Raw genomic sequence first — 14,284 nt, 5'->3', positions numbered from 1 at the left:
TTGCGCGCCCGCCGGCGCGGGTCCGCGTCCCGGTGGCGGCGGTCCGCGTCCGGGTGGCTTCGGAGGCCGCCCCGGCGGCGGTGGTCGTGGTGGTCGCGGCGGCGGTACCGCCGGTGCGTTCGGCCGTCCCGGTGGCCGTCCCGGTCGTGCCCGCAAGTCCAAGAAGCAGCGGCGTCAAGAGTTCAACGATCTCCAGGCACCGTCCTTCGGCGGCGTCAAGATCCCGAGCGGCAACGACCAGACCATCCGTCTGTCCCGTGGCGCCTCGCTGTCGGACTTCGGTGACAAGATCGACGTCAACCCGGCGTCGCTGGTCCAGGTGATGATGCACCTGGGCGAGATGGTCACCGCGACGCAGTCCCTTCCCGACGAGACCCTGGTCCTGCTGGGCGAGGAGCTCAAGTACAAGGTCGAGGTCGTCAGTCCCGAGGACGAGGACCGCGAACTGCTGGAGTCGTTCTCCATCGACTTCGGTGAGGACGAGGGCACGGACGTGGACCTGCGTCCGCGTCCGCCGGTGGTCACCGTCATGGGTCACGTCGACCACGGTAAGACCCGTCTGCTGGACACCATCCGCAAGAGCAACGTCAGCAGTGGCGAGGCCGGCGGTATCACCCAGCACATCGGTGCCTACCAGGTCTCCACCGAGGTGGACGACGAAGAGCGCAGGATCACCTTCATCGACACCCCCGGTCACGAGGCGTTCACCGCCATGCGTGCCCGTGGTGCGAAGGTCACCGACATCGCGGTGCTGGTCGTGGCCGCCGACGACGGCGTCAAGCCGCAGACGGCGGAGGCCATCGACCACGCCAAGGCGGCCGAGGTGCCGATCGTGGTCGCGGTCAACAAGATCGACGTGGACGGCGCCGACCCGCAGAGGGTCAGGGCCCAGCTCACCGAGTACGGCCTGGTGGCCGAGGAGTACGGCGGTGACGTCCAGTTCGTGGACATCTCCGCGCTCCACGGCACCAACATCGACTCCCTGCTGGAGTCGATCGTGCTGACCTCCGACGCGGCCCTGGACCTCAAGGCCAACCCGGAGATGGACGCACAGGGCCTGGCCATCGAGGCCTACCTGGACCGTGGACGCGGTTCCATGGCCACGGTGCTGGTCCAGCGGGGCACGCTCAACGTCGGTGACTCGATCGTCTGCGGTGACGCCTACGGACGTGTCCGCGCCATGCTCGACGAGCACGGCAGGAACGTGGAGAGCGCCGAGCCCTCCCGTCCGGTGCAGGTGTTGGGTCTGACCAACGTGCCCAGCGCCGGCGACAACTTCCTGGTCGTCAAGGACGACCGGGTGGCACGGCAGATCGCGCAGCAGCGCGAGGCGCGCGAGCGCTTCGCCCAGCAGGCGCGTTCGACCCGCCGCGTCACCATGGAGACCTGGCAGGACGCCCTCAAGGCGGGGGAGCGCTCCGAGTTGCTCCTGCTCATCAAGGGCGACATGTCCGGTTCCGTGGAGGCACTGGAGGAGTCCCTGCTCAAGATCGACGCAGGTGGCGACGAGGTGGACATCCGGGTCATCGGTCGTGGTGTCGGTGCGATCACGCAGAACGACATCAACCTGGCGGCGTCCGCCGGTGCGATCATCATCGGCTTCAACGTTCGGCCCGAGGGCAAGAACAGCGAGCTGGCCGACCGCATGGGCGTCGACATCCGGTACTACTCGGTGATCTACCAGGCCATCGACGAGGTCGAGGCCGCGGTCAAGGGCCTGCTCAAGCCGGTCTACGAGGAGGTCCAGCTCGGCAGTGCCGAGATCCGCGAGGTCTTCAAGGTCCCGCGGATCGGCAACGTCGCCGGTTCGATCGTCCGCAACGGCCTGATCCGCCGTAACAGTAAGGCAAGGCTCATCCGCGACGGGGTCGTCATCTCCGACAACCTCACCGTGGAGTCGCTGCGCCGCTTCAAGGACGACGCGACCGAGGTCCGCGAGGGCTTCGAGTGCGGTATCGGAATCGGTTACAACGACCTGCGCGTCGAGGACGTCATCGAGACCTACGAGCTACAGGAGAAGCCCCGCGACTGATATCCGCGGAGCCCGCTACACGGGGCCCCGGCCACACGGCCGGGGCCCCGTGCCTGACACCGCCAAGGTCCGACCACGACTCCACACACCACGGGTGATCACTTGTACGTTGGGGCGCTGACCCTGGACGTCCTCCTCGGGGACGTCCACTCGCTGAAACAGAAGCGTTCGCTGGTGCGTCCGGTCATCGCCGAGCTGCGCCGCAAGTTCTCGGTCTCGGTCTCCGAGACGGGGAACCAGGACCTGTACCGCAGAGCGGAGATCGGTATCGCGGTGGCGGCACCGACGGCGGCGCACGCCCGGGAGCTGATGGACGTCTGTGAACGCTTCGTGGCGGGCCGTCCCGAACTGGAGCTGCTCTCCGCCAGGCAGCGGCTCTTCAACGAAGAGGAAGACTGACGATGGTTGACGCCGCACGCGCGCGCAAGATCGCCGACCGCATCCAGCGCATCGTCGCCGAGATGCTGGACCGGCGGATCAAGGATCCCCGTCTGGGATTCGTCACCGTCACCGACGCGCGCATCACCGCCGATCTGCGGGACGCCACGGTGTACTACACGGTGTTCGGCGAAGAGGAGGAGAAGGCGGCCTCCGCCGCCGCCCTGGAAAGCGCCAAGGGCCTCATCCGCAGCGAGGTCGGACGCCAGACCGGAATCCGGCACACCCCGACCCTCACCTTCGTCATCGACGAGGTGCAGGAGAACGCCCAACACATCGAGGAACTGCTGCTCAAGGCACGCCGGTCCGACGAGGAGCTGGCCGAACGGGCCAGCGGAGCCCGGCCCGCGGGCGAGCCCGACCCCTACCGCGCCCCTCGGGAGCGCGAGGACGAGGACGAGTGACATCTCCGGCGGCGGCGCGCCGCGCCGCCGCCCCGGCATCGAGGAGCCCCATGGCCGAGAGCGGCGTCGTGGTCGTCGACAAACCCGCCGACTGGACCTCGCACGACGTGGTCGCCAGAACGCGCGGACTGGCGCGCACCCGGAGGGTGGGCCACGCGGGCACACTGGACCCGATGGCCACCGGAGTCCTGGTGCTGGGCATCGAGAAGGGCACCAAGCTGCTCGGTCACCTGACTCTGACCGACAAGACCTACGAGGCCACCATCCGGTTGGGTCTGACGACCGACACCGACGACGCCGAGGGCGAACCCGGTGTCCGCAGGGACGCCTCCGGCGTGTCGGAGGAGGCCGTAGGCGTGGCCGTCGAGAAGCTGACCGGGCGGATCCGACAGGTCCCGCCTCAGGTCAGTGCGATCAAGGTGGAGGGCAGGCGCGCCTACAAGTCGGCGCGTGAGGGCAAGAAGGTGGCTCTCGAACCTCGCGAGGTGACCGTCTCGGAGTTCGAGGTCACCGACGTCCGTCGTGTGTCCGACGACGACGGGGAGTTCGTGGACGTGGACGCCGTCATCACCTGCTCCAGCGGCACCTACATCCGCTCCCTGGCCCGGGACATGGGCACCGACCTGGGGGTGGGAGGGCACCTGACCGCGCTGCGGCGCACCAGAGTGGGCCCCTACGACCTGTCCCGGGCGCGCACGCTCGACCAGTTGGCCGAGGAGTTCACCCAGGTCCCCCTGGCCGAGGCCGTCGCCGCGGCCTTCCCTCGACGCGTACTGACCGAGCAGGAGACGCGTCGGATCCAGCACGGGAACCGGATCGAGCCGGGCGGCTCCGCGGGTGGACCGGTGGGTCTGTTCGCGCCGGACGGTCGTGTCGTGGCGTTGGGCGAGGACCGTCGCGACCACACCAGACCCGTGGTGGTCTTCGAGCCGGCCTGACCTTCCGCGGCCCCATCCGCCGAACGCCGAAGGCACGTCCCGAGTCTGCCCGTACCCTTCCATTCCGGAAGCGGCCCCGGGGTACCGGGGCCGGCCACACCGGGACCAGGGGGCCGTGCCCGTGTCCGTCGTCGCAGGAGACGGGGATCACCGCGCGCACGGGCGTCGACCGCCCTCGGCGTCGAGCGGAGACGGGTGCGCGCCGGGGAACTCTCACACGTCCCGCGTTTCCGGAGGAGGCGGCGGGCGTGGCACCCTTGAACCTGGCGGACCCCGGACGCGCCGAGCGCGGCGGGGCCGCGCGGACCAGACGGGCGACGAACGACGAACAGGGGAACCGGACGTGCGGCGATGGAACGGATGGGAGGACGTTCCCTCGGACTGGGGGCGTTCCGTGGTGGTGCTCGGCGTCTTCGACGGAGTGCATCGAGGCCACCAGGCCATCCTGGAGACCGCGGTCGGACGCGGTCGTGAACTCGGGGCCCCCGTCGTCGTGGTGACCTTCGACCCCCATCCCGAAACGGTGCTGCGCGGCACCACCCCACCGGTGCTCACCCCCATGGAACGACGTGTGGAACTGTTGGGCGAACACGGAGCCGACGCCGTGTGCGTCCTGCCGTTCACCGAGGACCTGTCCCGCCTCACCCCCGAGGAGTTCGTCCGGCACGTCCTGGTCGACCGTCTGCGGTGCGCGGCCGTGGTCGTGGGGGAGGACTTCCGCTTCGGACACCGCGCGTCCGGCGACGTCGCCGCCCTCACCGCACTGGGCGCCGAGCACGGCTTCACCGCCGACGGCGTCGCCCTGCTCACCGACGGCGACACCGTCACCTCCACCCGCGTGCGCGGACTGCTCACGGAGGGCGCCGTGGACCGGGCCGCGCACCTGCTCGGCCGCCCGCACCGGGTCGAGGGCGAGATCGTGAACGGGGCCGCACGCGGCCGGGAACTCCTGGGCTTCCCCACCGCCAACATGGACCTGCCTCCCGCCACCGCCGTCCCCGGTGACGGCGTCTACGCGGGTCGGCTGAACCGGTGCGATCCGGTCGACGGCGAGGAGTCCGGCTGGCCCGCGGCCGTCTCCGTGGGCACCAACCCCACGTTCGACGGGGTGGAGCGCACGGTGGAAGCCTACGCACTGGATCGTGACGACCTGGACCTGTACGGTCTGCGCATGTCGGTGGACTTCACCGAGCGGATCCGGGGACAGGAGCGGTTCGAGAGCGTGGACGAGCTGATCGCCGCCATGCATCGTGACGTACGGCGTTGCCGGGAGATCCTGCACCTCTGACGGGCGCACGGCGCCCGGAGGGCCCCGGCCGCTCCGGGCCCGGCGTCCCGCGCCGTGCTGTAGGGTGGACGGTGTCTACGTGTGCCCTGCGGTCGAGGCCTTCCGGCGCTCCGCACCGCTCGGTGAACGCGGTGCACCCACGCCGTCGGCGTCGGGCCGCGAAGCACACACGCGACGGTGACTGTTCGTACGCGCGGTCACCGCGTCCGACCCCGGTCACGCACCGGACCAGTCCCGCGTACCGACTTTCCAGAGAAGGAGCGACGTGTCGATCGACACCGCCACCAAAGAGAAGATCATCGCCGAGTACGCCACCAAGGAAGGCGACACCGGCTCCCCCGAGGTCCAGGTCGCGCTGCTGACGCACCGCATCACCGAGCTGACCGAGCACCTCAAGGACCACAAGCACGACCACCACAGCCGTCGCGGCCTGCTCCTGATGGTCGGTCGTCGTCGTCGGCTGCTCAAGTACATCGCCAAGCAGGACATCACCCGTTACCGCGCGCTGATCGAGCGTCTGGGCCTGCGCCGCTAGCGGTCTTCTCGGCGCCCGCTCCCGTCTCGCGCCGTTCGGGGCGCATGACACCGGACTCCTCGTCCTCTCCCACGCCTGCTCCTCTCTCCGCCGACGGCGGAACGGTCCCGTGGGAACCCGATGCGCCCCGAACCCGCGGGAGTGGCTTCGGCCGCTCCCGCTTTGTTAGTAAGGTGTGACACGACGGTGGTCTCACCACCGCTCACCCCTAATTCCACAGAAGAACCATCCGCGTTCCTCCCTCCGCCGCAGAGTCGGGGCCGGTCCTCGGTAGTGGTCCCCGGACATCCCCTCCAGGGCATGCCGTGGGCTTCGATCGATGACCGGCCGTCATCAACTCCAGGGCACGGACGCGGGAAGAAGAACACCCAAAGCGCCAGGCCACACCGTGCCGGGCGTGACGAACGCGAACACGTGTAGTAGTAGGAGGTCGCCCATGGAGGGCGTGTACTCGGCCGAAGCCGTCATCGACAACGGCTCCTTCGGCACCCGGACCATCCGCTTCGAGACCGGTCGACTGGCCCGCCAGGCCGCGGGTTCGGCCACGGTCTACCTGGACGACGAGACCGTCGTGCTGTCGGCGACCACGGCCTCGAAGCGGCCCAAGGACAATCTCGACTTCTTCCCGTTGACGGTCGACGTTGAGGAACGCATGTACGCCGCGGGCCGCATCCCCGGCTCCTTCTTCCGCCGTGAGGGTCGTCCCTCCGAGGACGCCATCCTCACCTGCCGTCTGATCGACCGGCCGCTGCGCCCGTCGTTCCGGAAGGGTCTGCGCAACGAGATCCAGATCGTCGAGACGATCCTGGCCCTGCACCCCGAGCACCTGTACGACGTCGTCGCCATCAACGCGGCCTCGATGTCCACCCAGATCGCCGGGCTGCCCTTCTCCGGCCCGATCGGCGGCGTGCGCGTCGCCCTCATCGACGGCCAGTGGGTGGGCTTCCCCACCCACGGCGAGCTGGAGAGGGCCACCTTCGACATGGTGGTGGCCGGTCGCGTCCTGGAGGACGGCGACGTCGCCATCATGATGGTGGAGGCCGAGTCCACGGTCCACACCCTCAAGTTGGTGGCCGAGGGCGCCGTGGGCCCCAACGAACAGACCGTCACCGAGGGCCTGGAGGCCGCCAAGCCCTTCATCAAGGTCCTGTGCCGGGCCCAGGAGGCCGTGGCCGAGCAGGGCAGCCGGGAACCGGGTGAGTACCCGATCTTCCTCGACTACGAGGACGACGTGTACGCCGCGGTGGAGCGGGCCGTCCGCGAGGACCTGTCCAAGGCGCTCACCATCGCCGACAAGCAGGAGCGCGAGACCGAGCTGGACCGCCTCAAGACCGCGGTGGGCGAGGGGCTGCTGGAGGAGTTCGAGGGGCGTGAGAAGGAGGTCGGCGCGGCCTTCCGCTCCCTGACCAAGCAGCTCATGCGCGAGCGCGTGCTGCGCGACAAGGTCCGCATCGACGGTCGCGGCCCCAAGGACATCCGCCAGTTGGGTGCGGAGGTGGGCGTCCTGCCGCGGGTGCACGGCTCGGCCCTCTTCGAGCGCGGCGAGACCCAGATCATGGGGGTCACCACGCTCAACATGCTGCGCATGGAGCAGATGGTCGACACGCTCAACCCGGAGAACACCAAGCGCTACATGCACCACTACAACTTCCCGCCCTACTCCACCGGGGAGACAGGTCGGGTGGGCTCGCCCAAGCGGCGCGAGATCGGGCACGGCGCCCTCGCCGAGCGCGCCCTGCTGCCGGTGCTGCCCTCCCGGGAGGAGTTCCCCTACGCCATCCGTCAGGTGTCGGAGGCGCTGGGTTCCAACGGCTCCACCTCGATGGGTTCGGTCTGCGCCGCCACCATGTCGCTGATGGCGGCGGGCGTGCCCCTCAAGGAGATGGTGTCGGGCATCGCCATGGGCCTGATCAGCGAAGGCGACGAGTACGTCACGCTGACCGACATCCTCGGGGCCGAGGACGCCTTCGGCGACATGGACTTCAAGGTGGCCGGTACCCGTGAGCTCATCACGGCCCTACAGCTGGACACCAAACTCGACGGCATCCCCGCCGAGCAGTTGGCGCTGGCGTTGCAGCAGGCCCGTGGCGCGCGCCTGGCCATCCTCGACGTCATGCAGGAGGCCATCGAGCGTCCGGCCGAGATGAGCCCGAACGCTCCGCGCATCCTCACCGTCAAGGTCCCGGTGGACAAGATCGGCGAGGTCATCGGCCCCAAGGGCAAGATGATCAACTCGATCCAGGACGACACCGGCGCCGAGATCACGATCGAGGACGACGGCACCATCTACATCGGTGCCACCGACGGTCCCTCGGCCGAGGCCGCGCGGGACACGATCAACCAGATCGCGAACCCGACGATGCCCGAGGTCGGAGACCGTTACCTGGGCACGGTCGTCAAGACCACCACGTTCGGTGCTTTCGTGTCGCTGCTGCCCGGCAAGGACGGCCTGCTGCACATCTCGCAGATCCGCAAGCTGCACGGTGGCAACCGGATCGAGAACCTCGACGACGTGGTCAGCATCGGTGAGAAGATCCAGGTCGAGATCCGTGAGATCGACGACCGTGGCAAGCTCTCACTGGTCCCGGTCGAGGTCGTGGAGGCCGAGGCCGCCGCGGCCGAGAACAGCGAGCGCTCCGAGGGAGAGGCCGAGGACGCCGACAAGCCCGAGCGGAACGGAGACGCTCCGCGCCGTCGCCGCCGCCGCAGCTCGGCGCGTTCGGAGAACACCTGATCCTGACCCGCGTCCGTGGGGGCGGTCGCACCGTGACGGTGCGACCGCCCCCACGGCGTATTCTCGGCCGGACCTTTGGTGGGCCGGCCACTGATGTCACGACGAAGAAGAAGGATTCATGAGCTCTGTCCCCATCGCAGCCGAGCAGGAACCGGGCACGACCGTGACGCTGTTGGAGCCGCAGGGCGGCTCCGGTCTGGTGCGCCGGACGGTGCTGCCCGGAGGGCTGCGCGTGGTCACCGAGACCGTCCCGGGCGTGCGCTCCGCCGCGTTCGGCATCTCCGCCGCCACGGGTTCGCGAGACGAGGACTCCGCGCACGCGGGATCGGCTCACTTCCTGGAACACCTGTTGTTCAAGGGGACCACGACCCGCTCGGCTCTGGAGATCGCCGCCCTGCTGGACAGTGTGGGCGCCGACCACAACGCCTACACCACCAAGGAGCACACCTGCTACTACGCCAAGGTGCTCGACCGGGACCTGCCGCTGGCCGTCGACGTGGTCGGCGACATGGTGGCCAACTCGGTGCTCGACGAGAACGAGGTGGAGACCGAACGGGGCGTGATCCTGGAGGAGATCGCCATGTACGAGGACGAGCCCGCCGACCTGGTGGACGACGTCTTCGCGGCGCACTTCTTCGGGGACTCGCCCCTGGGCCGTCCCATTCTGGGTACCAACGACACCATTCGGGCGCTGCCGCGTGAGCGGATCGTCGAGCAGTACCGGGACGCGTACGTGCCGGGGGAGCTGATCGTGACCGCCGCGGGAAGTCTGGACCACGACCTCCTGGTGGAGGAGGTGCGGAAGGTCTTCGCGGAGCAGTTGGCCGCCGCCGGTGACGCCCGCCCGAGGCGGCCCCGTATCGGAGGACCTTCGGTGGCCACCTACGGGGGGACCGTGGTGGAGTCGCGTGAGACCGAACAGGCGCACATCATCCTCGGCTCGGAAGGGATGGTCCGCACCGACCCGCGTTGGCAGGCGTCGCGGCTGCTCAGCGCCGCCCTGGGCGGAGGGATGTCGTCCAGGCTGTTCCAGGAGGTACGGGAGAAGAGAGGCCTGGCCTACGCCGTACACGCCTACCACATCGCCTACTCCGACATCGGTACGTTCCAGATCTACGCGGGCTGCCTGCCGGAGAAGGCCGACGAGGTCATCGGCGTGTGTCGTGAGGAACTGGCGAAGGTGGCCGAGTCGGGGATCACCGACGAGGAGCTGCGCCGGGCCAAGGGCCAGATCCAGGGAGCGATGGTGCTGGGCACCGAGGGCACCAACGCGAGGATGGGGCGGTTGCTCTCTCACGAGCTGAACTACACGCGTCACTTCTCGGTCGACGAGGAACTGGCGAGGCTGGACGCGGTGACCGTCGACGACCTGGCTCAGGTGGCCGCCGATCTGATGGCCCGGCCGCGCGCGCTGGCCGTGATCGGTCCCTATGAGGCCGACCAGGTCTTTTGAGGTCCGCTCCAGCCGCCCGGAGCGCCCTCCGTGGTGCGCGGGACACCTCAGGCGAGTCCCGTCACACGGGCGGGGTCCCGCCGGAGCGCTCCGGCGGGACCCCGCGCCGAGGACGGTGGTCGCTGTTCCGCGGGAAGGCTCCTACGACTTCTTCGGGGGCCTCCTCCGCAGGGGGATGCGCTTGGGCCCTCGGGTGTTGGCGGCGCCGCGTACCACGACCGTCAGCAGACCCTCGTCGTAGTCGGCCTCGATGTCTTCTTCGTCCACTCCCTCGGGAAGACTGATCTCCCGACGGAACCTGCCCATGAACCGTTCGGAGGAGTAGTAGACGACGTCCTCCTCGTCACGGTGGCGTTCCCCGCTGATGGTGAGGGTGCCCTGGTTGAGGAGGACGGCCACGTCCTGCTCCCTCACTCCGGCTATCTCGCAGCGAATGACCAGGTCGTTCCCTCTGGCGAGGATGTCGGTGGGGGGACTCCAGGCGTCGGCGTAACCGCGTTCGCGTTCCCCGGCGTTTCCGGCCTCCATCGTCGTCATGCTGTCGGAGATGCGGTTCATCTCCGTGATCATGTCCACCACACCGTAGAAGGGGTTGTTGAACCTCTTCGGTGTCACGGCCGCCTCCTTTCGTCGTGTGCTCCGGAACTACCCGCGGGTCCTCCCCGGACGGGTGGGCGGTCGGCGGTCCTCCGCGCGTTTCTCCTTCGGTCCCCCTGGTCGGGGTTCGCTCGCCAGGGCCTTGCCCAGACCCCACACCATGAACAACAGGATGATGGCGAAGGGCAGGCCCGTGACCACGGACGCGGCCTGTAGCGCCGCCAGCGCGTTCGCGCCGCCCAGCACCAGCAGGATCAGGGTGACGGCACCCTCGCTGGCAGCCCAGAAGGCACGGGGGAGCTTGAATTGCTTGATGCTGCCCCCGCTGGCGAGCATGTCCACCACCAGGGAACCGGAGTCGGAGGAGGTGACGAAGAAGACGGCCACCACGATGATCAGCAGGACGGCGATGACGCCCCCGAACACGGGTCCCACGGGGAGCAGTTCCAGAAGGCGGAAGGAACGGTCCTCCTCACCCAGGGAGTTCAGGTCGGCGCCGCCGAACATCTCGTAGTACAGTCCGGAGCCGCCGAACACGCCGAACCACAGGATGGACACCACGACCGGGGCGAACAGGGCTCCGACCACGAACTCGCGGATGGTGCGCCCGTAGGAGATACGGGCCAGGAAGATGCCGACGAACGGCGCCCAGGAGATCCACCATCCCCAGTAGAAGATGCTCCACGTGGTGGTCCACTCGAAGGCCTGGGGGTCCACGCGCGGACTGGGAAAGGCCAGACTCCACGAGACGAGGTTGCTCAGGTACTCGCCCGCGCTCGTGGTCATCATGCTGATGATCCAGAGCTTGGGGCCCAGTGCGAAGACGACGACCAATAGCAGGAACGCCAACCACAGGTTGATGACGGACAGTCGGCGGATGCCCTTGTCGATGCCCGCGACCACGCTGAGGAGCGCGACCGCGGTGATCGCGATGATGAGGATCGACTGCACGGTGGCGTTGTTCGGGATGCCGAAGACGTGGTTGAGCCCGCCGTTGATCTGCAGCGTGCCCAGGCCCAGTGAGGTGGCCAGGCCGAAGATGGTGCCGAACACGGCCAGGATGTCCACGATGTTGCCGGGCCATCCGAAGGCACGGTCGCCGATGAGCGGGTGGAGGGCGGAGGCGGGGCGCAGGGGCAGACCCTTGCGGAAGGCGAAGTAGCCCAGGGACAGACCGAGTGCGATGTAGATGGCCCAGGGATGCAGGCCCCAGTGGAAGTAGCTCAGGGCCAGGGCCTCGCTCGCGGCCCCCGGTGGGAACGGGGCGCCCTCGGGGACGGTCAGGTCCGCCGAGCGGGGGGCGTTCAGGTGGTGGATGGGTTCGGAGACGCCCCAGAACACCAGGCCGATGCCCATACCCGTGGTGAAGAGCATGGCGAACCAGGGCAGTGTCCCGAACTCGGGGCGCGAGTCGTCGGGGCCCAGGCGGATCTTTCCGAACCGGCTGAACATGAGGAAGATCGCCAGCACGAGGAAGAAGGCGGTGGCCAGGACGTAGATCCATCCCAGTTTCTCACCGATCCAGTCCCGGGTGGCCGTGGCCGCGTCCAGCATCGCATCGGTGGCGACGATGCCGATGGTGACGAAGGCGATGATCACGAGCGCGGAGACCCCGAAGACCATAGGGTTGGTGTGTTCGCGAACGTACTCGCGTAGGGACGAGGGCGAGATGGTGGCTCCTTCCCGGCCCGGAGGGGCGCGTACACCTCGGGACGGCGGGACGGATCCGGTCACGGTCCCGCCCATGGACGTGTCTCGTGGGAGAGTAGAGCCGGGAACTTTTCTCGCAAAGCAACCGAGCGATCGCGGAGTGTCGCCCTACAAGCGGTGAAGCGTGTTATCTCCCGCCATATGGCCCTTTTTGCCCTTTGTCGGGTAGGGAGAATTTCCCCGGGACGGCCGTGCCCCCACGACGACATGGACCCGCCGCGCGGCGCCGGTCGCCATGGCGGAGGCCGCGCCGGTCAGTCCGGCTTCTCGGAGAGTCGGTCGAGCGTGTTCCCCATCCGGTCCAGCCAGTTCGCGATCGTGGACAACTCCTCCACCGAGTAGTCGCTGTGCGCCGCGATCATCGCCTCGCGCATACCGGGCGCGGTGGCGGGACCCGCCGACTCGGCGGTCTCGGTCAAGCGGACGGCCACCTTGCGCCGGTCCTCGGGGTGGGGGGTGCGCTCGGCGAGGCCGTGCGCCTCCAGTCGGTCGATCACACCGGTCACCGAACCGGTGGACAGACACAGGACGTCGGCGATCTCGCCGGGCGTCAACGAACCGCCCACGCGCAGCAACGTGTAGCACTGGAAATCGGTCGGGTTCATCCCCGAACGCTCCGCCATCCGGTGCAGCAGGCGGATGAGTCGTACGGCGAGTCGCTGCCCGTCGCTTTGAAGGGCGTCGTAGAGTTCGGCGCGCGACCTCGCCTCGGACTCCGCCGTCCGAGGACCTCCGGGGGGAGAGGATGCGGCCGCCGCGGTGTCCATGGTTCCTCTCTCGCGCTCGTGGGACCGGTGCCTTCTGGTCTTCCCTGGAAGTGTAGATCGTGTTCGGCCGTCGTCGCCCGCCAGGAGAGGGCGTGCCCGCCGGGGATCCGGTCAGAGGTGGTTCGACAGGACAAGAGAGGGAAGTAGTTCGCTTACCGAGATTCATGGAATCCAAGGCTTCTGGGATCTCATGATCCGTGGCCGCAGGGGAGGACGTCGTCAATCCCATCCTGAAGACTCACATGCATCTCCCTGAGCCGGGCGCCGTGGCCGGAGACGGGGGCAGGGCCTTGGACAGGGCCCTGCGGGACTATCTCGACCGCAGGCTCCGCGACGCCGAGCGCCTCGACGAGGATTTCGGTCGTGAGCTGGCCGGGATCACGGTCGGCTTCACCCTCGGCGGCGGCAAGCGCATGCGGCCCCGACTGGCCTGGTGGGGGTGGCTCGCCGGTGGAGGCACGCCCCACGGCGGAGCGGCCGACTCCGCCGTCCAGGCCTGCGCGGCACTCGAACTCATCCAGACCTGCGCGCTCGTCCACGACGACGTGATGGACGGCTCCCCGACCCGGCGGGGACGTCCCTCGGTGCACGCGGCCTACATGGCCGAGCACCTGCGTGAGGGGTTCGCCGGAGAGCCCCGCCGCCAAGGCGAGGCCCTGGCCGTACTCGTGGGGGACCTCGCCCTGGTGTGGGCCGACGACATGCTGTGCGAGGCGCTGGCCGGGGTGCCCGGGTCGACCGAGGCCAGAGCCGTGTGGCGGGACCTGCGCACCGAGATCATGGCCGGACAGTTCCTCGACCTACGCGCGCAGGCACGCCGGGAACGCTCGGAGGAGGCGGCCCTGCGGGTGAACCTGTTCAAGACGGCGTCCTACAGCGTCGAGCGCCCCCTGCACCTGGGCGCGGCGATGGCGGGAGCGGACGCGGCGACGGTGGGGGCCCTGCGCGGGTACGGCAGGGACGTCGGCGTCGCCTTCCAGTTGCGCGATGACCTCCTCGGTGTCTATGGGGACGGCGAGCGGACGGGCAAGCCGGTGGGGGAGGACATCCGTGAGGGCAAGTGCACCCTGCTGCTGGTGACCGGCATCCGACTGGCGCGCGAACGTGGGGACCGCGCCGCGTCGGACCTGCTGGACGGGGTCGGCGACCCGGAGACGGAGGTGGACCCGCACGAGGTCGCCGAGGTCCTGGAACGTCTGGGCGCCCGCGACCTGGTCCACAGAAGGTGCGGGGAACTGGCGGCCAGGGGAGAGGCCAGACTCCGCGGGCTCGACGCACCCGCATCCGTGATGGAGGGTCTGCGTGCCCTGGCCACGCAGACCGCGCAGGACCCCACGTGAGGGACCGCGCGATCGGCGACCCTCGCGGAGAGGGCCGTGGGCCGGTCC

Annotated in this window: 12 protein-coding genes; 9 read left to right on the top strand and 3 right to left on the bottom strand. The window is 69.0% G+C overall.

Going from position 1 to position 14,284, the window contains the following annotated elements; all coding sequences use genetic code 11:
* The 8 genes from infB to PFX91_RS22505 all read left to right on the top strand — a co-directional run.
* On the top strand, positions 1-2,032 hold a 2,032-nt coding region (gene infB / locus PFX91_RS22540), incomplete at its 5' end, for a translation initiation factor IF-2 (RefSeq protein ID WP_285735057.1).
* 102 nt (positions 2,033-2,134) lie between these two features.
* Positions 2,135-2,431: a DUF503 domain-containing protein gene (locus tag PFX91_RS22535; RefSeq protein WP_285735056.1), complete on the top strand. Its 297-nt coding sequence runs from the start codon at positions 2,135-2,137 to the stop codon at positions 2,429-2,431.
* Between the two features lie 2 nt (positions 2,432-2,433).
* Positions 2,434-2,874, top strand: coding sequence for a 30S ribosome-binding factor RbfA (gene rbfA, locus PFX91_RS22530; RefSeq protein ID WP_285735054.1), 441 nt, complete (start codon positions 2,434-2,436; stop codon positions 2,872-2,874).
* 50 nt (positions 2,875-2,924) lie between these two features.
* Positions 2,925-3,812 carry a tRNA pseudouridine(55) synthase TruB gene (truB, locus tag PFX91_RS22525; RefSeq protein WP_285735052.1) on the top strand — a complete coding sequence of 296 codons (888 nt, stop codon included), beginning with the start codon at positions 2,925-2,927 and terminating at the stop codon, positions 3,810-3,812.
* Positions 3,813-4,155: 343 nt separating this feature from the next.
* Positions 4,156-5,100 carry a bifunctional riboflavin kinase/FAD synthetase gene (locus PFX91_RS22520; RefSeq protein ID WP_285735051.1) on the top strand — a complete coding sequence of 315 codons (945 nt, stop codon included), beginning with the start codon at positions 4,156-4,158 and terminating at the stop codon, positions 5,098-5,100.
* Positions 5,101-5,365: 265 nt separating this feature from the next.
* On the top strand, positions 5,366-5,635 hold the full coding sequence (gene rpsO, locus PFX91_RS22515; protein ID WP_285735049.1) for a 30S ribosomal protein S15: 270 nt from the start codon (positions 5,366-5,368) through the stop codon (positions 5,633-5,635).
* Positions 5,636-6,071: 436 nt separating this feature from the next.
* A complete protein-coding gene (locus PFX91_RS22510) occupies positions 6,072-8,369 on the top strand; it encodes a polyribonucleotide nucleotidyltransferase (RefSeq protein WP_285735063.1) in 2,298 nt (765 codons plus the stop codon).
* A 118-nt stretch (positions 8,370-8,487) separates the two neighbouring features.
* On the top strand, positions 8,488-9,822 hold the full coding sequence (locus PFX91_RS22505; RefSeq protein WP_285735047.1) for a M16 family metallopeptidase: 1,335 nt from the start codon (positions 8,488-8,490) through the stop codon (positions 9,820-9,822).
* A gap of 141 nt (positions 9,823-9,963) precedes the next feature.
* Here PFX91_RS22505 and PFX91_RS22500 read toward each other — a convergent pair whose 3' ends face one another.
* From PFX91_RS22500 to PFX91_RS22490, 3 genes are all read right to left on the bottom strand, one after another.
* A complete protein-coding gene (locus PFX91_RS22500) occupies positions 9,964-10,437 on the bottom strand; it encodes an Hsp20/alpha crystallin family protein (protein ID WP_285735045.1) in 474 nt (157 codons plus the stop codon).
* Positions 10,438-10,467: 30 nt separating this feature from the next.
* Positions 10,468-12,042: a BCCT family transporter gene (locus PFX91_RS22495; RefSeq protein WP_285735044.1), complete on the bottom strand. Its 1,575-nt coding sequence runs from the start codon at positions 12,040-12,042 to the stop codon at positions 10,468-10,470.
* 341 nt (positions 12,043-12,383) lie between these two features.
* Positions 12,384-12,896 carry a MarR family winged helix-turn-helix transcriptional regulator gene (locus tag PFX91_RS22490; RefSeq protein WP_285735043.1) on the bottom strand — a complete coding sequence of 171 codons (513 nt, stop codon included), beginning with the start codon at positions 12,894-12,896 and terminating at the stop codon, positions 12,384-12,386.
* Between the two features lie 242 nt (positions 12,897-13,138).
* On the opposite strand from PFX91_RS22490, the gene PFX91_RS22485 reads away from it, so the two are divergent.
* Positions 13,139-14,236, top strand: a complete 1,098-nt coding sequence (locus tag PFX91_RS22485) for a polyprenyl synthetase family protein (RefSeq protein WP_502888356.1) — start codon at positions 13,139-13,141, stop codon at positions 14,234-14,236.
* Positions 14,237-14,284: the final 48 nt, after the last annotated feature.

Origin of the sequence: Nocardiopsis sp. ATB16-24 (assembly GCF_030271535.1) — a bacterium.
Classification (GTDB): Bacteria; Actinomycetota; Actinomycetes; order Streptosporangiales; family Streptosporangiaceae; genus Nocardiopsis.
Note: the sequence above shows the minus strand (reverse complement) of the source record. Positions and strands in the feature narration are given on the sequence as shown.